This window comes from Actinomadura sp. K4S16 (genome assembly GCF_008327685.1).
Lineage (GTDB): Bacteria > Actinomycetota > Actinomycetes > Streptosporangiales > Streptosporangiaceae > Spirillospora.
Genome location: NZ_BDDE01000024.1, coordinates 92,360 through 107,433, shown reverse-complemented (window position 1 = coordinate 107,433; position 15,074 = coordinate 92,360). Strand labels below are relative to the sequence as shown.

17 protein-coding genes are annotated in these 15,074 nt (G+C 72.5%); 8 read left to right on the top strand and 9 right to left on the bottom strand.

Translation table 11 applies throughout. The features are described 5' to 3' along the window. The first annotated feature begins 10 nt into the window (after window positions 1–10). Complete coding sequence (locus tag K4S16_RS36425; RefSeq protein WP_149263628.1) at window positions 11–814, top strand: enoyl-CoA hydratase; 804 nt, start codon at window positions 11–13, stop codon at window positions 812–814. On the opposite strand, the gene K4S16_RS44670 is transcribed toward K4S16_RS36425, so the two are convergent. Then, a complete protein-coding gene (locus K4S16_RS44670) occupies window positions 771–1,844 on the bottom strand; it encodes a hypothetical protein (protein WP_160161153.1) in 1,074 nt (357 codons plus the stop codon). The two genes, K4S16_RS36425 and K4S16_RS44670, sit on opposite strands and share 44 nt — an antisense overlap. A gap of 94 nt (window positions 1,845–1,938) precedes the next feature. Here K4S16_RS44670 and K4S16_RS36415 point away from each other — a divergent pair, with 94 nt between their 5' ends. Beyond that, complete coding sequence (locus K4S16_RS36415) at window positions 1,939–2,358, top strand: TIGR03668 family PPOX class F420-dependent oxidoreductase (protein ID WP_235037303.1); 420 nt, start codon at window positions 1,939–1,941, stop codon at window positions 2,356–2,358. Here K4S16_RS36415 and K4S16_RS36410 read toward each other — a convergent pair. The 3 genes from K4S16_RS36410 to K4S16_RS36400 form a co-directional block, all read right to left on the bottom strand. Then, on the bottom strand, window positions 2,355–3,152 hold the full coding sequence (locus K4S16_RS36410) for an alpha/beta fold hydrolase (protein ID WP_149263626.1): 798 nt from the start codon (window positions 3,150–3,152) through the stop codon (window positions 2,355–2,357). The genes K4S16_RS36415 and K4S16_RS36410 overlap by 4 nt on opposite strands. A gap of 86 nt (window positions 3,153–3,238) precedes the next feature. Continuing rightward, window positions 3,239–4,237: an ADP-ribosylglycohydrolase family protein gene (locus K4S16_RS36405; protein ID WP_235037302.1), complete on the bottom strand. Its 999-nt coding sequence runs from the start codon at window positions 4,235–4,237 to the stop codon at window positions 3,239–3,241. 25 nt (window positions 4,238–4,262) lie between these two features. After that, window positions 4,263–5,063 carry an AraC family transcriptional regulator gene (locus K4S16_RS36400; protein ID WP_235037301.1) on the bottom strand — a complete coding sequence of 267 codons (801 nt, stop codon included), beginning with the start codon at window positions 5,061–5,063 and terminating at the stop codon, window positions 4,263–4,265. Window positions 5,064–5,126: 63 nt separating this feature from the next. Between K4S16_RS36400 and K4S16_RS36395 the strand changes: the two genes are divergently transcribed. Further along, window positions 5,127–5,537 (top strand): DUF2000 domain-containing protein, encoded by a 411-nt coding sequence (locus K4S16_RS36395; RefSeq protein WP_149263625.1) that lies wholly within the window; start codon window positions 5,127–5,129, stop codon window positions 5,535–5,537. On the opposite strand, the gene K4S16_RS36390 is transcribed toward K4S16_RS36395, so the two are convergent. Together K4S16_RS36390 and K4S16_RS36385 are read right to left on the bottom strand one after the other, a co-directional pair. After that, window positions 5,512–6,609 carry an acyl-CoA dehydrogenase family protein gene (locus tag K4S16_RS36390; protein ID WP_149263624.1) on the bottom strand — a complete coding sequence of 366 codons (1,098 nt, stop codon included), beginning with the start codon at window positions 6,607–6,609 and terminating at the stop codon, window positions 5,512–5,514. The two genes, K4S16_RS36395 and K4S16_RS36390, sit on opposite strands and share 26 nt — an antisense overlap. Before the next feature lie 91 nt (window positions 6,610–6,700). Beyond that, entirely contained in the window at window positions 6,701–6,943 is a 243-nt protein-coding gene (locus K4S16_RS36385) for a hypothetical protein (protein WP_149263623.1), read from the bottom strand. A 146-nt stretch (window positions 6,944–7,089) separates the two neighbouring features. Between K4S16_RS36385 and K4S16_RS36380 the strand changes: the two genes are divergently transcribed. Both K4S16_RS36380 and K4S16_RS36375 read left to right on the top strand, forming a co-directional pair. Continuing rightward, on the top strand, window positions 7,090–7,680 hold the full coding sequence (locus K4S16_RS36380; protein ID WP_200842321.1) for a Uma2 family endonuclease: 591 nt from the start codon (window positions 7,090–7,092) through the stop codon (window positions 7,678–7,680). A gap of 91 nt (window positions 7,681–7,771) precedes the next feature. Beyond that, window positions 7,772–8,686: an NADP-dependent oxidoreductase gene (locus tag K4S16_RS36375; RefSeq protein WP_149263622.1), complete on the top strand. Its 915-nt coding sequence runs from the start codon at window positions 7,772–7,774 to the stop codon at window positions 8,684–8,686. 137 nt (window positions 8,687–8,823) lie between these two features. On the opposite strand, the gene K4S16_RS36370 is transcribed toward K4S16_RS36375, so the two are convergent. After that, a complete protein-coding gene (locus tag K4S16_RS36370; protein ID WP_149263621.1) occupies window positions 8,824–9,291 on the bottom strand; it encodes a MarR family winged helix-turn-helix transcriptional regulator in 468 nt (155 codons plus the stop codon). Between the two features lie 170 nt (window positions 9,292–9,461). On the opposite strand from K4S16_RS36370, the gene K4S16_RS36365 reads away from it, so the two are divergent. Both K4S16_RS36365 and K4S16_RS36360 read left to right on the top strand, forming a co-directional pair. Continuing rightward, window positions 9,462–10,694: an MFS transporter gene (locus K4S16_RS36365; protein WP_149263620.1), complete on the top strand. Its 1,233-nt coding sequence runs from the start codon at window positions 9,462–9,464 to the stop codon at window positions 10,692–10,694. An 80-nt stretch (window positions 10,695–10,774) separates the two neighbouring features. Then, window positions 10,775–11,068 carry a hypothetical protein gene (locus K4S16_RS36360; RefSeq protein ID WP_235037314.1) on the top strand — a complete coding sequence of 98 codons (294 nt, stop codon included), beginning with the start codon at window positions 10,775–10,777 and terminating at the stop codon, window positions 11,066–11,068. Here K4S16_RS36360 and sbnB read toward each other — a convergent pair. Further along, on the bottom strand, window positions 11,059–12,084 hold the full coding sequence (gene sbnB / locus K4S16_RS36355; protein WP_149263619.1) for a 2,3-diaminopropionate biosynthesis protein SbnB: 1,026 nt from the start codon (window positions 12,082–12,084) through the stop codon (window positions 11,059–11,061). The two genes, K4S16_RS36360 and sbnB, sit on opposite strands and share 10 nt — an antisense overlap. Window positions 12,085–12,112: 28 nt before the next feature. After that, window positions 12,113–13,078 (bottom strand): 2,3-diaminopropionate biosynthesis protein SbnA, encoded by a 966-nt coding sequence (gene sbnA / locus K4S16_RS36350; protein ID WP_149263618.1) that lies wholly within the window; start codon window positions 13,076–13,078, stop codon window positions 12,113–12,115. A 237-nt stretch (window positions 13,079–13,315) separates the two neighbouring features. Here sbnA and K4S16_RS36345 point away from each other — a divergent pair, with 237 nt between their 5' ends. Continuing rightward, a complete protein-coding gene (locus K4S16_RS36345) occupies window positions 13,316–14,857 on the top strand; it encodes an amino acid adenylation domain-containing protein (RefSeq protein ID WP_149263617.1) in 1,542 nt (513 codons plus the stop codon). Window positions 14,858–15,074 lie beyond the last annotated feature (217 nt).

Genomic DNA, 15,074 nt, shown 5'->3' with positions numbered 1-15,074 from the left:
GAGGCCCGCCTTGCCCTTCGTCCTGGTCGACAAGCCGCGCCCGAACGTCACCCTCATCACCCTCAACCGGCCCGAGCGCATGAACGCGATGGCGTTCGACGTGATGGTCCCCTTCCGTGAGGCCCTGGAGGAGGTCAGCCGCGACAACGGCACCCGCGTCGTCGTCATCACCGGCGCCGGGCGGGGGTTCTGCTCCGGGGCCGACCTGGAGAACCCGGGGAGCATCCCCGGCATCGACGGGCTGACGCTCCCGACGATCGCGCTGCGCTCGATGGAGCTGCTGGACGACGTGGTGCGGGCGATGCGGCGCGTCCACCAGCCGGTCATCGCGGCGGTCAACGGCCCGGCGATCGGCGGCGGCCTGTGCCTGTCCCTCGCCGCCGACATCAGGCTCGGCGCGGAGACGGCCCTGTTCCGCGCGGCCGGCATCAACAACGGGCTGACCGCCAGCGAGCTCGGCCTCAGCTACCTGCTGCCGCGCGCGATCGGCGCCTCCCGCGCGTTCGAGCTGATGCTGTCCGGCCGCGACGTGGACGCCGCCGAGGCCGAGCGGATCGGCCTGCTCTCCCGCGTCGTCCCCGGCGACAAGCTCCTCGACGCCTGCTACGAGCTGGCCGAGCGCATCGCCGGGTTCAGCCGCCCCGGCACCGAGCTGACGAAGCGCATGCTGTGGTCGAGCCTTGACGCCGCGAGCCTGGACGCCCACATGGGCCAGGAGGGCCTCGCCCAGCTCTACGTCCGCCTCACCACCCACAACTTCGAAGAAGCCATCAAGGCCCGCCGCGAGAACCGTCCCCCGGACTTCCAGGACTGACGCACACCGGCAGGGTCCGCCGCTGGTACGACCACGCCGCGGCGCCCACCGCCACGCCGTAGGCGGCGAACGCGCCGATCCCGCACGCCGCGACCGTCCAGCCCGACCATCCGCTGATGAGCCCGTCATGGGGGAGACCGCCCAACCCCAGGACGGGCGGCAGCAGGTAAGCGACGGACCCGACGACCCCGTAGGGGCCGAGCGTCAGGGCGCCGAGCCAGGCCGGCGCGAGCGGCAGCCAGCGCGGCACCCGGCGCCCGGCCAGCGGCGGCGCCCATCGCGGGAAGACCTGCCCCCACTCATGCGTGAGCCCCATCAGCAGGAAGACGCCGGCGAGCGCCGCCAGGGTGGTGAAGTCCAGCCCGTACCTCTCCAGCGTGAGGACCAGCCCGGACGCGCCGTTGCGCTCGAACTCGGCGACGACCCGCTCGCCCTCGATCCCCGCGAACGAGCCCCCGAGCGCCCACGTCGTCTTCATGGCGATGTAGGGCGCGAACCCGAGCGCCCCGGCATAGGCGGCCCACCGCACCGCACGCGGCGCGGGGGACACGGGCGCCGGGACCCTGACCGTCCCCGCCTCGGCGTGCGCTCGGCCGCATCGCGCGCACGTCCCCGCGGTGGCGCGCTGGTAGGCCAGGGCCGTCGCCGCGAGCAGGGCCGCGCCCACCGCGCACAGGACCTCGACGCCGAACCTCGGCCAGTCGTCGACCGTCCCGTCGAAGACGAGTTGCAGCGCGTTCATCACGAAGCCGAACGTTCCGGCCGCCGCCAGCACGCACGCCGCCCAGAGCCCGGTGAGGGGCCACCAGCGCGGCATCTGCCGCCCCACCTCGCGGACGCTCGACACCGCCATGATCCCGCCGACCCCGAGGAAGGCGGCGATCACCCACGCCGCCGCTCTCGTGCCCGCCGACGGGGACCCGGCATCCCCGCCGCCCGCCCAGTACAGGGCCACCCCTACCGCGACCACCGACCATGCCCCGGCCGCGTACCCCGCCCAGCGCGGCCGCAGCCTCCCGACCGATTCCATGGGACGAGCCTCTCCGCGCTTCCGGTCGCGGCACCTCCCGCCCAAGGGCGAATGCCCTGCCCCGCGCGGGGGAGCGGCGTGGGAGGGTGAGGGGGTGCCGAAGCTTGCGCCGGACGAGGCGCGCCGCCTGCTGACGACCGTGCCGGTCGCGCGCCTCGCGACCGTGGGGGAGGACGCCCGCCCGCATCTCGTCCCAGTGACGTTCGCCGTCCACCGCGGCGCCGTCTACACGGCCGTCGACCACAAGCCCAAGAGCACCCGGGAGCTGCGGAGGCTCGCCAACATCCGCGCCAACCCGCGCGTCGCGCTCCTGGCCGACCACTACGAGGACGACTGGGACCGCCTCTGGTGGGTCCGCGTCGACGGCCACGCGACCGTCGTCGACGACCCCGCCCGCATGGCCGACCCCGTCCGACTTCTGGCGGACCGCTACCCCCAGTACCGCGACCACCCGCCGGAGGGCCCGCTCATAGCCGTCACCATCGAAGCCTGGACAGGCTGGTCCGCGTCCTAGAGGGAGCGCTGGAAGGTGGTGACGGCGGCGGCGACCTCGTCGGGGAACTCCACGTGCGGGTGGTGGCCGCCGCCGTCCAGCAGGACGACCTGGCCGTTGAGCCTCTGGGCGACCCATTCGGCCTCGGCGGCGGGGTCGGGCCAGTCGATGTCGGCCGTGCCCATGATGACGAGCGTGGGCGCCTGCACCCGGTCGAGCCGCGCCTCCGACTCGGCGTGCGACATGCTCAGGTACTCGGCGATGACCTTGTCGCGGCCGGGCTCCTTGAGGTTGGCCTTCAGCTTCGCCTTGTGCTCGGCGAAGTCGGCGGGCGGCTTCGGCTCCCACTTCGGGTAGTAGGCCATGTAGAGCGGCAGGGCCAGGCCGGGGACCCGCATGAGGGCGGTGGTCAGCCGCTGCGCGAACCCGCCCTTGCCGTCGCGGACGAACGGCGCCGCCAGCACGAGGCCCTTCACCAGCTCGGGCGCCTCGGCCGCGACCCACACCGCGGCGGCCGCGCCGTTCGAGCACCCGTAGACGAGGGCCGGGCCGGCGTCGAGGTGGCGCAGCAGGGCCAGCAGGTCGTGGGCCAGGGGCGTGCTCCCGTACTCGGGCCACCGCGCGCTGGTCTCGCCCATCCCGCGCTGGTCGACGGTCACGACCCGGTACCCGGCCTTCAGCAGCAGCGGCTTCAGGAACCGGTACTGCGACCGCAGTTCGAGCATCGGGGGCAGGCAGACGACCAGCGGGCCGTCGCCGTCGTCGTCGTAGGCCAGCCGCCCACCGGGAAGGTCGAGGAACCGGGTCTCGCTCATCGCGCACTCCTTGAAGCTATGTAGCTCTATAGCTAATGAGATTAGCTTCAGGGCGGGCGAGAGTCAAGAGCGGTGCTCTCGCGGGATCAGTCCCAGGCTCCGCCGAGCCTCGCGAGGTCGTTGGCGTACTCGATGCGGGCGGACCATTCGGCGGGCCAGGCGTCCATGCCGAGGCGGGCGCCCGCGAACGCGCCGGCCAGGCAGGCGATCGAGTCGGAGTCGCCCGAGCTGGCCGCGCCGCGCCAGATCGCCTCGACCGGCTCGTCCGGGAACAGCAGGAAGCACAGCAGGCCGGTGGCGAGCGCCTCCTCGGCGACCCAGCCCGCGCCGGTGGTCTCGCAGGGGTCGGACGCCCGGTCCGCGCGCGCGACGGCCTCGTCCAGGCGGTCGAGGACGGCCAGGCACTCGTCCCAGCCCCGGGCGATGAACGCCTCCGGAGTGTCCATGCCGGGCCGCTGCCAGAGCGTGCCGAGCCAGCGCTCGTGGTAGACGGCGCGCTGGTCGTGGCAGCGGGCCCGGAGCGCGCCGGGCAGGTCGGACGGGGCCATCCCGTCGGCCAGCCACCGGACGGCGAACGCGGTCAGCTCGCTCGCGGCGAGCCCGGTGGGATGGCCGTGGGTGAGCGCGGCCTGGAGCTGGGACGCCCCGGCCCGCGTCTCGTCCGACAAGCCCGGGGCCAGGCCGACCGGCGCGACGCGCATGTTGGCGCCGCACCCCTTGGAACCGGTCACGGTGGCCTCCACCCAGGGCTTTCCGGCCGCCAGGCCCCGGCATGCGATGAGGCAGGTGTTCCCGGGCGCGCGGTTGTTGTCGGGGCTGTTCAGCCAGTCGACGAAGCGCCGCCGCCACATGGGCGTGACCAGGTCCGGGGCGAACGGGGGGTTGGCCAGGGCGTCCAGCAGCCCGAGCCCGACCGCGATCGCCATCTGCGTATCGTCGGTGACGAGCGCCGGATCGCCGTTGAGCTGCGTGGGCCCGTGGTCGCCGAAACGCCTGTGGATCTGCTTCATGTCGAGGAACTCGGTCGGCGCCCCCAGGGAGTCCCCGTACGCCAGCCCGAACATCGCACCGCTCGCCCGTCTCATGGCGGGCATTCTTCCCCAGACGCCCTCAAACGGCCGACTGGAAGCGTCCGGGCGTCATGCCGTAGCAGCGGACGAACCAGCGCGTCAGATGGCTCTGGTCGGCGAAGCCGGTGCGGGCCGCCACGTCCCCGATGGCCTCGCCCCGGGCGAGCAGGCGGCGCGCGGCGCGCAGGCGCAGCTGGCGCTGGTAGTCGCTCGGCGCCATGCCGTACTCGCGCCGGAACCCCCGGTACAGCGCGAACCGGCTGCACCCCGCCGCCTCCGCCAGCGCGTCGGCGCCGATGTCCTCGGTGCAGGACTCCTCGAGCCGCCGCCGGGCCCGCTCGACGAACCCGCCGGCCGGCGACGCGCGCACCCGCCGCATGGCGGCCCGGTCGACCAGCGACCCGACGGTCGCGGTCAGCAGCTCGTCGCGCCGGAGGGCGGGCGCGCCGCCGAGCAGCGCCGCGTGCAGCGCGCGCAGGGTCCTCGCCAGGCCGGGGTCGGGCACCACGGGCGCGTCGAACAGCGGCAGCCCGACCGGCCGGTCCGCGATGTCGGCGAGCACGTCCGAGATCAGCCCCGCCCCGATGTGGACGATCCGGTACGTGAAGCCGAGCTCGTCGGCGGGGTGGCCGTCGTGCGGGTCGTCGGGGTTGAACGCGAGGACCATCCCGGCCGCGCTCGTGTGCGCCCCGCCCCGGCACCGGAACGCCTGACGGCCGTCCTCGGTGACGCCGAACGAGTACGTCTCGTGGCTGTGCCGGTGGTAGACGTGCCGCTCGAAATGGGCGTGCATCGCCTCCAGGGGACGGTCGGGAGACCGCCAGTACCTGCTCCAGTCCACGCCTCCAGTCTGGCGCACGAGCGTTCAAGACGGCGCGGCACGACCAGGGGAAGGATCGGCCGCATGCGTTTCGACACCAAGATCGGGATCGTGGTCCGGGACGACCTCGCCGCCTGGCAGCGCCTCAACGTCACCGCGTTCCTCGCCAGCGCGGTCGCGGGCGGCGTCCCCGGCGTCATCGGCGAGCCGTACGAGGACGCGTCGGGCAACACCTACCTGGCGATGTTCAGGCAGCCCGTCCTGGTCTACGAGGCCGGCGCCGAGGCGATCGCGCAGGCCCACGCCCGCGCCCTCGCCCGCGGCATGGACACCGCCGTCTACATCGAGGACATGTTCAAGACGGGCCACGACGAGGCGAACCGCGCGACCGTCCGGGCCGTCACCGCCGAGGAGATGCCCCTCGTCGGGTTCGCCGTCCACGGCCCCCGCAACGGCGTGGACAAGGTCCTCAAGGGGTTGCGGCTGCACCCGTGAGCCCGGCCAGCGCGGCCAGGCGCTCGCGGTGCCGGTCGGGCGACCCGAAGAGCTCCCGCGACGACTGGGCCCGCTTGAAGTACAGGTGCGCGTCGTGCTCCCAGGTGAACCCGATGCCGCCGTGCAGCTGGATCGCCTCGCCCGCCGTGTGGAAGAAGGCCTCCGAGCAGTACGCCTGGGCCAGCGCGGCCGCGGCCGGCAGCTCCTCCGGGCTCTCGTCGGCGGCGGCCGCCGCGTTCAGCACCGCCGACCGCGCCGACTCCACGAGCACGAACATGTCCGCGCACCTGTGCTTGATCGCCTGGAACGATCCGATCGGACGTCCGAACTGGTTGCGCACCTTCGCGTACTCGACCGTCATGTCCAGGGTCCGCTGCGCCCCGCCGAGCTGCTCGGCCGCCAGCGCCACGGCCGCGACGTCGAGGGCCCGCGCCAGCGCCTGCGGCCCGCCGACCCGGCGCGCCGGAACGCCGTCCAGCTCGATCCGCGCCAGCTTCCGCGTCTGGTCGAGCGTCGGGAGGGCCCGCCGGACGAGCCGCGCCGCGTCCTCGACGGCGTAGACCCCGACCCCGTCCTCACCCCGGGCAGCCACGAGGACGAGATCTGCGATGTGCCCGTCCAGGACGTAGTTCTTCGTCCCCCGGAGCACCCCGCCCTCGAAGACCGCCCGCACGGAACCCGGATCCCAGGACCCGCCGTCCTCGGCCACCGCGAAAGTCGCGATCACCGACCCGTCGGCGATGCCGGGCAGCAGGTCGTGCCCGCCCTCCCCGGCCTCCAGCGCCGCCGCGGCCGTGATCGCCGCGAGGAAGGGCGCGCACACCACGGCCCGCCCCATCTCCTCGAACACGACGGCCAGCTCGCGAACCCCGAAACCCGCCCCGCCGTGCTCCTCGGCGATCGCGAGGCCCTGCAGCCCGAGCTGCTCGGCCATCTGCCGCCACACCTTCGGGTCGTAGCCCTCGGCCGTCTCCATCAGCCGCCGCACCTCGGCGCCGGGGGACCGGTCGGCGAAGAAGCGCCGCAGCGCGTCCCGCAGCTCGCGCTGCTCCTCGGTGACGACGAGCTTCATCGGGCGTCCTCCCACACGTGTCCCAGGCCTACCGGGTCATCGTGCCGTACGCCCGGCGTCCGCTTCCAGGCCTTCCCGGCCACCGGGACGGTCAGGGCGCCCAGTCGTGCGGCCCGAGCACGTACCCCTTGCTCGTCGAATGCAGGTGGTTGATCGACACGAGGTGCCCGAGCGCGGCCCACAGGTCCTCCTCGGGCGCGTCGACGAGCGCGCCGATCGTCTCGAAGTCGGCCGCGCCTCCCTCCTTGTCGATCTCCGCCACGGTCTCGTACACGGCCAGCTCGAAGTCCGACAGCTCCTGCACGTCCCCACGCGGAACATCTCGCTCATCCATAGACACACCGTGCCCACTCGCACTCGTTCTAAGTCCCGCGCGGGGTGCGGCACCGTACGCTGGGATTGGAAAGCTCGGCAACTACGTTCTGTATGCGAAAGGTGGCGCTCTGCTTATAGACTCGCTCGCGAGGAAAGGAGCAGGGCATGACTGTGATGGTTCAAGAGCCTCTGTCGCGCGATGACGCTGACGTCGTCCTGGAAGGTTTCCTCGCCCTCGACACCCCGGAGGGCTTCCGAGCCGAGCTGATCGACGGAGAGATCGTCGTGACCCCACCCCCCCTTGGCGACCATGAGGACTGGATCGCCGAGCTGTCACTGCAAATCGTGCGCGACACGCCGCGCAGGTTCCACTGGGCGGGCCAGAAGGGCCTGGTCATCCCGGGCGACGACGAGCACCGGGAGAACCGTGTGATCCCGGACATGGTCATCGCTCCCGCCGAACTGCGTCTCTTCCGGGGAGCTCCGGAGTGGATGCGGGTCGAGCCCGAGGGCATCGCCATGGTGGTGGAGGTGACGTCCTCCAGACCGGAGAACGACCGGGAAGGCAAGCGATACGGGTACGCGAGGGCCGGGATCCCGCTCTACCTGCTGATCGACCGGGACGAGCGAAAGGTCCTCCTGTTCAGCGGACCGGACGGCGGGGACTACGCGCACATCGATCAGGTGCAGTTCGGTAAGCCGCTGCCGCTGCCGGAGCCCTTCGACATCGATCTGGACACCTCCGCGTTCGGCTGAGCGCGTGGCCGCGGTGGTGTGTCCGGCTGTCACAGGGGCTGGTGGTGTGTCGTCTCCCTGGGGAAAGCAAGGAAGGTAGAGGGGGACGCCCATGAAAGCTGTACGCATCCACAAGCCCGGCGGTAGTGACGGGCTGGTGTTCGAGGACGCGCCGATGCCGAGTCCGGCCACGGGCGATGTCGTGGTTCGGGTGCACGCCGCCGGGTTCGTCCCGGACGAGTTGGACTGGCCCGGCACGTGGGTCGACCGGGCCGGGCGCGACCGGACGCCGTCCATCCCCGCGCACGACGTCGCCGGGGTGGTCAGCGAGGTCCGCTACGGCACCGCCGGGCTGGCCGTGGGCGACCGCGTCTTCGGTCTGGCCGACTGGCACCGCGACGGGGCGGCGGCCGAGTACGTCGCGGTCGAAGCCCGCAACCTCGCCCTCATGCCCGAGTCGCTGACCTACACCGAGGCCGCGGCGCTGCCGCTGTCCGGGCTGACCTGCTGGCAGGGGCTCTTCGTCCATGGCGGCCTGGAATCCGGGCAGACGGTGGTCGTCCACGGTGGCGGGGGCGGCACCGGCGCGCTGGCCGTCCAGCTGGCCCGGCAGGCCGGAGCGCAGGTCATCGCCACGGGCCGCGGCCGGGCGGCCGACCTCGCGATCGAGATGGGCGCGCACACCTTCGTCGACCTGGAACGGCAGCGCTTCGAGGACGCCGTCGAGCCGGTCGACCTGGTCTTCGACACGATCGGCGGGGACCTCCTCGCCCGGTCGGCGGGCAGGGTGAAGCCGGGCGGCGCGCTGGTCTCGATCACCGCGCCGCCCCCGGTCGCGCCGGAGGGCGGGCGCGCCGTCTTCTTCATCGTCGAGCCCAACCGCGAGCAGCTCACCGAACTGGCGAAGCGGGCCGAATCGGGAGGCCTGCGAAACCACGTCGGGGCCGTCTATCCCCTGGCACGGACGCGCGAGGCGTTCCAGGCCAAGCGGAACGGCATCCCGGGCAAGGTCGTACTGGAGATCTGATCTCGGCGAGGGGCCCGCGCCGCTTCCCGGCACGGGCCCCGCCGCTGCTGCTGATCGATGCAGCCCGCCAGAGCTTCCTCGCGGCGGCGGGGCGCCTCATCGGGGGTTCTCGCTGAGATGGCCGCCCGGGTGACAGGTCATGCGGGCAGGGCGCCGTCCTGCAATTGCAGGACGGCGTGGACCAGCGGCGCGAGCGCGGGGTCTCCGGCGGCCTCGTCGAGGGCCTCGCGCAGAGCGGTGTTGTGGGTGGGGCGGGCCTCCTCCAGCAGGCGCAGGCCGGCCTCGGTGACATCGGTGTAGATGCCGCGCCGGTCGGTGGGGCACAGGTAGCGGGAGAGCAGTCCGCGGTCCTCCAGCCGGGTCACCAGCCGCGTGGTGGCGCTCTGGCTGAGGACGACCGAGTCGGCGACCTGCCGCATCTGCAGGTGCCCGCCCTCGCCGTCGTGCTGGCGGCTCAGCACGTCCAGCAGTGAGTACTCGCGTGCGCTCAACCGGTGCCGGGCCTGGAGCGCGCGTTCGACCCTGCTCTCGATGCGCCCGTGCAGCAGCGAGAGGGCCGACCAGCCGTGCGCCAGTGCGGTCATCGCCGGGTCGGTGGCGGTCATGAGCGGCTCCCTCGGTCGGGCCGTGCGAGCGGACGCGTCGGCGGTGCGCCTGCCGCCGTGTTGCGGACCTCACTATACCCGCGTTTGCCAATAGTCCGCGTGTGCAAATATTGTCAACGCCGGTAGAGCGCTTGCACAACTTTGCCCGGAACGTCGAGAGGACCGCCACCATGCCGCTCGCGCTGCTGGCCCTGGCCATCGGGGCCTTCGGAATCGGCACCACGGAATTCGTGATCATGGGGCTGCTGCCCCAGGTCGGCGCGGACCTCGGCGTGTCCGTGCCGACGGCCGGCCTCCTGGTCACCGGCTACGCCCTCGGCGTCGTGATCGGCGCACCGATCATGACCGTCCTCGGCACCAGGATCTCCCGCAAGACCATGCTCATGCTGCTCATGGGCCTGTTCATCCTCGGCAACCTCATCTCCGCCGCCGCGCCGGCCTTCGCCGTCATGCTGATCGGCCGGGTGGTGGCATCGCTGGCCCACGGCGCCTTCTTCGGCATCGGCTCCGTCGTCGCCGCCCAGCTCGTCGCGCCGGAGAAGAAGGCCGGCGCCATCTCCATGATGTTCACCGGCCTGACCGTGGCCAACGTCGTCGGCGTGCCCCTCGGCACCTTCGTGGGGCAGACCGCCGGCTGGCGCGTGACCTTCCTGATCGTCGCCGCCCTCGGCGTGATCGGCCTGGGCGGCGTCGCCAAGCTGGTGCCGGACGTCCCCAAGCCGGAGGGAGTACGGCTGCGGCACGAGGTGGCCGCCCTCAGGAAGCCCCAGGTCGTCCTGGCCATGGCCATGACGGTCCTCGGCTTCGGAGGGGTGTTCGCCGCTATCACCTACATCGCGCCGATGATGACCGAGGTCGGCGGCTTCGCGGAGTCCTCCGTCACCTGGCTGCTGGTCGTCTTCGGACTGGGCATGGTGGCCGGGAACCTCATCGGCGGCCGCTTCGCGGACCGCAGGCTCATGCCGATGCTGTACACCGCCCTGGGAGGCCTGGCGCTGGTCCTGCTGCTGTTCACCTTCCTGGCCTCCGGAAAGGCCGCGTCCGTCGTGGCGGTCTTCCTCATCGGGCTTCTCGGCTTCGCCACCGTCCCACCGCTGCAGAAGCGCGTCCTGGACCACGCCCACGGCGCGCCCACGCTCGCCTCCGCGGCCAACATCGGCGCCTTCAACCTGGGCAACGCCCTGTCCGCCTGGCTCGGCGGCCTGGTGATCTCCGCAGGCCTCGGCTACACGGCGCCCAACGCCGTCGGGGCCGTCCTGGCCGCCGGCGCTCTGGTGCTGGCCGTCATCTCACGGCGGCTCGAAGTGCGCCAGGCCCGCACCAGCGCGGCCTCCGCGCCGACGAGCCCCGCGCCCGCCGAACACGGCGCCACTGCCGCCGCACCGGAACCTGCCCGCTCCTGACCCCGCACCTCCGCCGCACCGACCCGGCCTTCGATCACTGGGCGGTCCAGCCTCCGTCCACGGCGATGAGAGCGCCGGTGATGAAGCTGGAGGCGCCGGGCGACCCCCGCGTGCGGCAGGTGCTCGCCGAACTGCTGGAGCGCAGCCCCGAGTTCGCCGAGCTGTGGGGGCGGCACGACGCGCGCGGGAAGGCGCTGGAGCGCAAGCGCTTCGGGCACCGGCACGTCGGGCCGCTGACGCTGACCATGCAGACGTTCGACGTGCGGTCGAGCCCGGGGCAGGAGCTCGTCGTCTACCACGCCGAGCCCGGCTCGGAGAGCGCCGATGCGCTCGCCCTCCTCGGGTCGCTCGCAGCGACCGGGCGTCAGCCGTAGCGCTTCATCTCGTGGAAGAAGTCCGGCACGGTGTTCAGCGCGCCCGACGACGCGACCTGGTCGTAGACGTACTTCGCCACGGCCAGGTCCAGGACGCCCAGGCCGAACGGTGAGAAGACCACCGGCTTGTCGGCGGGCGGGGTCGTCTTCTCCGTCAGGACGTCGTACAGGGTCCCGGCGACGAAGTCGCGGTTGCCGACCCGCTGCTCGGCCAGGTGCGGGGACGTGTTGGCCTTCATGCAGTGCTCGACGTCGTCCACGACGTTGTAGGACGCCAGGATGATCTCGGGGGAGAGGTCGCGCAGCGACACGTGCAGGACGAGGGGGTTGTGCGCGAACCAGTCCGGGTCGGTGACGTGCGGCTCCCCGGCGACGGTCGCGAAGACGACCAGGTCGGACGAGCGGATCAGCGACTCGGCCGAGTCGTGGATCGTGATCTCGCCCTTCTCTGTGCGCTCCAGGTAGCCCTGGAAGCCCTCGGCGTGCTCGCGCGACAGGTCGTGGACGCCGAGCTCGTCGAAGGTGAAGCCGTTGCCCGCCAGATAGGTGTGGATGTACCGGGCGATGAGGCCGACCCCGACGAAGCCGACCCGGCGGGGGCGGGCGCCGCGGCGGTCGGCGAGGGCCGCGGCGGCCAGCGCGGCGGACGCGGCGGTGCGGGCCGCGGAGATGATGGAGCTCTCCAGGCACGCGAACGGGTAGCCCGTCTCCGCGTCGTTGAGGATCAGCACGGCCGACGCGCGCGGGATGCCGTTCGCGACGTTGCCGGGGAAGCTGGAGATCCACTTGATGCCGTGCACCCCGACCTCGCCCTTGACGGACGCGGGCAGGGCGATGATCCGGTCGGACGGGCGGTCAGGGAAGCGCAGGAAGTAGGAGTCGGGGTTGACGGTCAGGCCCTCGCCGTGCAGCCGGTAGGCCGCCTCGACCATCCGGGTGACCTCCGCCTCGCGCCCGGCGACCGCCTCGTGGACCTGGGCGCCGGAGACGACGGCGAACGTGGGGGCCTGCGTCATGGGGAGAACTCCGTCTTTCTGTAGATGATCAGTCGCCGAGGATGGCGGCCGGGTCGCCGAAGTGCTCGCGCACCCAGTCGTCCTCGTAGATGGAATCGAGGTAGCGTTCGCCGAGGTCGGGGGCGATGGCGACCGCCACGGGGTCCTCGCCGGGGTACTTGGCCTCCAGCCAGCGGGAGGCGCCCGACACGACGGTCCCGGTGGAGCCGCCGAACAGGAACCCGCGTGCGGCGAGCGCGTGGACGGTCCGGATCGTGTCGGTCTCGGGGACGTGCACGACGTCGTCGATGAACGACTCGTCCACCAGCGCCGGCTTGCTGCTGGTGCCGAGGCCCGGCACCATCCGCCGCTCGGGGATGCCGCCGAAGGTGACCGAGCCGACCGCGTCCACCGCCACGATCGTGACGGGCCGGCCGTGCTCGCGGAAGTAGCGGGCGCAGCCCATCAGGGTGCCGGTCGTCCCGGCGCCGACGAACAGGACCTCCAGGTCAGGGAACTCGCGGTCGATCGCCGGGGCGGTGCCGCGGTAGTGCGCCAGCCAGTTGTTCCGGTTGGCGTACTGGTTCAGCCACACGTACTCGTCGCCGGACGCGCACAGGTTGCGGACGTAGGCGATGCGCCCGCCGAGGTAGCCGCCGTTGGCGTCCCGGTCGGACACGACGCGGACCTCCGCGCCGAGCGCCCGCATGACCCGCATCGACGCCGGGTTGCAGCGCGGGTCGGTGACGCACACGAAACGCAGGCCGCGGCTCGCGGCGATCAGGCTGAGCGCGATCCCGAGGTTGCCCGAGGAGGACTCCACGATGATCGAGTCCGGGGTCAGCGCGCCGTCCCGCTCGGCCGCCTCCACCATCGCCGCGGCCGCCTTGAGCTTCACCGAACCGGCGAAGTTGAAGCCCTCGCATTTAAGGTAGAGCGGGCGGTCAATGACATGCCGAAGATCGACGTAAAGGTCGTCGACATTGAATTCCTGCGGCGAGGTTATTATCGGCACGCTGCCACCCTGAAATGAAGAAGCAATTCCCTCGTCTTCCCCCGAAGTTCGCCGCGGGCTTCACGCCAGAGCCATGGCGGAGCATCACGGTACCTTCGGGCATCTTGCTGCCGCAACCCCCTGATTACCCGCCGGTAGGGCAGAATGCGTGGTGCTTCTGCCGGGCCGGACTTAGGCTATGGCGGCCGCTTTGTTCCGCTGTTACAGCGGAGAAGTTCTACAACACGGAGAGTAATGATGAGTGCTCGCGGACCCGCCGTGGACCGGCTGCTGCCCCTGGCCGGGCTGCCCGCGCTGGACGTGCCCGCCGCGCAGGCGGAGCGCGCCCGCGAGCTGGCCGCGCGGCTCGGGATGCTCCGCGAGCGGGACGTCGACCTCGCCGACCCGGTCATCACGCGGGTGGAGCGGATCGCCGCCGAGCGCGACCGCCCCGCCGTCGCCGACGAGCACCGCTCGCTCTCCTACGCCGAGCTGGCCGCCGAGGCGCGCCGCCTGGCCGCGCTGCTGGAGGACGAGGGGGTCCGCCCCGGCGAGGTCGTCGGCGTGGGCGGCGGGCGCTGCGCGGGCGTCATCGCCGCGTTCCTCGCGATCGAGCTGGTCGGGGCCCTCTACGTCCCGGCCGACGAGACCTGGCCCGCCGGACGCGTCCGCGACGTCCTCGACCAGGCGGGCGCTTCTGTGCTGGTCACTGTGGACACGCCAGAACAGGTCGCGCCGGCGCTGCTGGAGGGGGCGGCCGAGGCGGGGTGCCGCGTCGTCGCCGCGTCCCGGGCGGACGGCTTCGCCCCCTGGCCGGGCGAGCCGCGGCTGAGCGCGCCGGACCAGCCGCGATACGTGCTGTTCACCTCGGGTTCGACGGGCCGGCCCAAGGGCGCGGTCGTCGAGCACCAGGGCATGCTCAACCACCTCTGGGCGAAGATCATCGACCTGGAGCTGACCGGCGCGGACGTGGTCGCGTTCACCGCCCCGCTGGGCTTCGACATCTCGATCTGGCAGATGCTCTGCCCGCTGCTGATCGGCGGCCGGGTGGACGTGGTCGGCGACGAGACCGGCCACGACCCGGTCGCGTTCGCCCGCGCGGTGGACGCGCAGGGCATCACGGTCGTCGAGCTCGTCCCGACCATGGTCAGGCACCTGCTGGACGACCTGGCGGGCTCGCCCGCGGCCGGGGGGCGGCGCCCGCTGGCGGGCCTGCGCTGGATGATCGCCACCGGCGAGGAGCTGCCGGCCGAGCTGGCCCGCCGCTGGCTGGAGGCGGCGCCGCACGCCCGGCTGCTGAACGCCTACGGCCCGACCGAGTGCTCCGACGACGTCACCCACCACACCGTGACCGCCGGTGACCTGGACCTTCTCCGCCTGCCGATCGGCACGCCGGTCGTCAACGCGCGCCTGTACGTGCTGCGGTCGGACGAGGACGGCGGCACGGACGACACCTGGTCGGCGTGCGACGTCGGCGAGGCCGGAGAGCTGTTCGTCGGCGGCGTGGTGGTCGGCCGCGGCTACCTCGGCGACGACGAGCGGACCCGCGAGGCGTTCTACCGGGACCCGTTCGGCGCGTCCCCGACCGGGCGCCTCTACCGGACGGGCGACGCGGTGCGGCTGCTGCCGCCCGGCGCGGGCGGCGAGGACCGCCCCACCCTGCAGTACCTGGGGCGCGTCGACCGGCAGGTCAAGATCGCCGGGGTGCGGATGGAGCTGGGCGAGATCGAGGCGGTGCTGCAGCGCCACCCGGGGGTGCGGGCCGCCGCGGTGGTGGTGCACGAGTACCCGTCCAGGTAGCGCGACCGCCGTTCACCGAGCGTGATCGCATTGGCCGGATTCGGTTGCCAACCTTTGTCGCCCCGCGAGCGTCCGGCCGTCGCAGTCGCCCTGACAGCCGATGGTTTTGTCACTCCTGTTAGCAATGGGGCGGTGCAACTTCTGCTTTTGAGGGGATTGCGAGGCATGTGACCGGCTGGTTGACTGTGACCCCGCTACTCCTGAGTAGATCGTGGGA

Excerpts from the sequence above, each read along its gene's own strand:
- K4S16_RS44670 (WP_160161153.1), bottom strand. The coding sequence starts at position 1,844 with ATGGAATCGGTCGGGAGGCTGCGGCCGCGCTGGGCGGGGTACGCGGCC.
- K4S16_RS36410 (WP_149263626.1), bottom strand. The coding sequence starts at position 3,152 with ATGAGCGAGACCCGGTTCCTCGACCTTCCCGGTGGGCGGCTGGCCTAC.
- K4S16_RS36405 (WP_235037302.1), bottom strand. The coding sequence starts at position 4,237 with ATGAGACGGGCGAGCGGTGCGATGTTCGGGCTGGCGTACGGGGACTCC.
- K4S16_RS36395 (WP_149263625.1), top strand. The coding sequence starts at position 5,127 with ATGCGTTTCGACACCAAGATCGGGATCGTGGTCCGGGACGACCTCGCC.
- K4S16_RS36390 (WP_149263624.1), bottom strand. The coding sequence starts at position 6,609 with ATGAAGCTCGTCGTCACCGAGGAGCAGCGCGAGCTGCGGGACGCGCTG.
- K4S16_RS36385 (WP_149263623.1), bottom strand. The coding sequence starts at position 6,943 with ATGGATGAGCGAGATGTTCCGCGTGGGGACGTGCAGGAGCTGTCGGAC.
- K4S16_RS36380 (WP_200842321.1), top strand. The coding sequence starts at position 7,090 with ATGACTGTGATGGTTCAAGAGCCTCTGTCGCGCGATGACGCTGACGTC.
- K4S16_RS36375 (WP_149263622.1), top strand. The coding sequence starts at position 7,772 with ATGAAAGCTGTACGCATCCACAAGCCCGGCGGTAGTGACGGGCTGGTG.
- K4S16_RS36370 (WP_149263621.1), bottom strand. The coding sequence starts at position 9,291 with ATGACCGCCACCGACCCGGCGATGACCGCACTGGCGCACGGCTGGTCG.
- K4S16_RS36365 (WP_149263620.1), top strand. The coding sequence starts at position 9,462 with ATGCCGCTCGCGCTGCTGGCCCTGGCCATCGGGGCCTTCGGAATCGGC.
- K4S16_RS36360 (WP_235037314.1), top strand. The coding sequence starts at position 10,775 with ATGAAGCTGGAGGCGCCGGGCGACCCCCGCGTGCGGCAGGTGCTCGCC.
- sbnB (WP_149263619.1), bottom strand. The coding sequence starts at position 12,084 with ATGACGCAGGCCCCCACGTTCGCCGTCGTCTCCGGCGCCCAGGTCCAC.
- K4S16_RS36345 (WP_149263617.1), top strand. The coding sequence starts at position 13,316 with ATGAGTGCTCGCGGACCCGCCGTGGACCGGCTGCTGCCCCTGGCCGGG.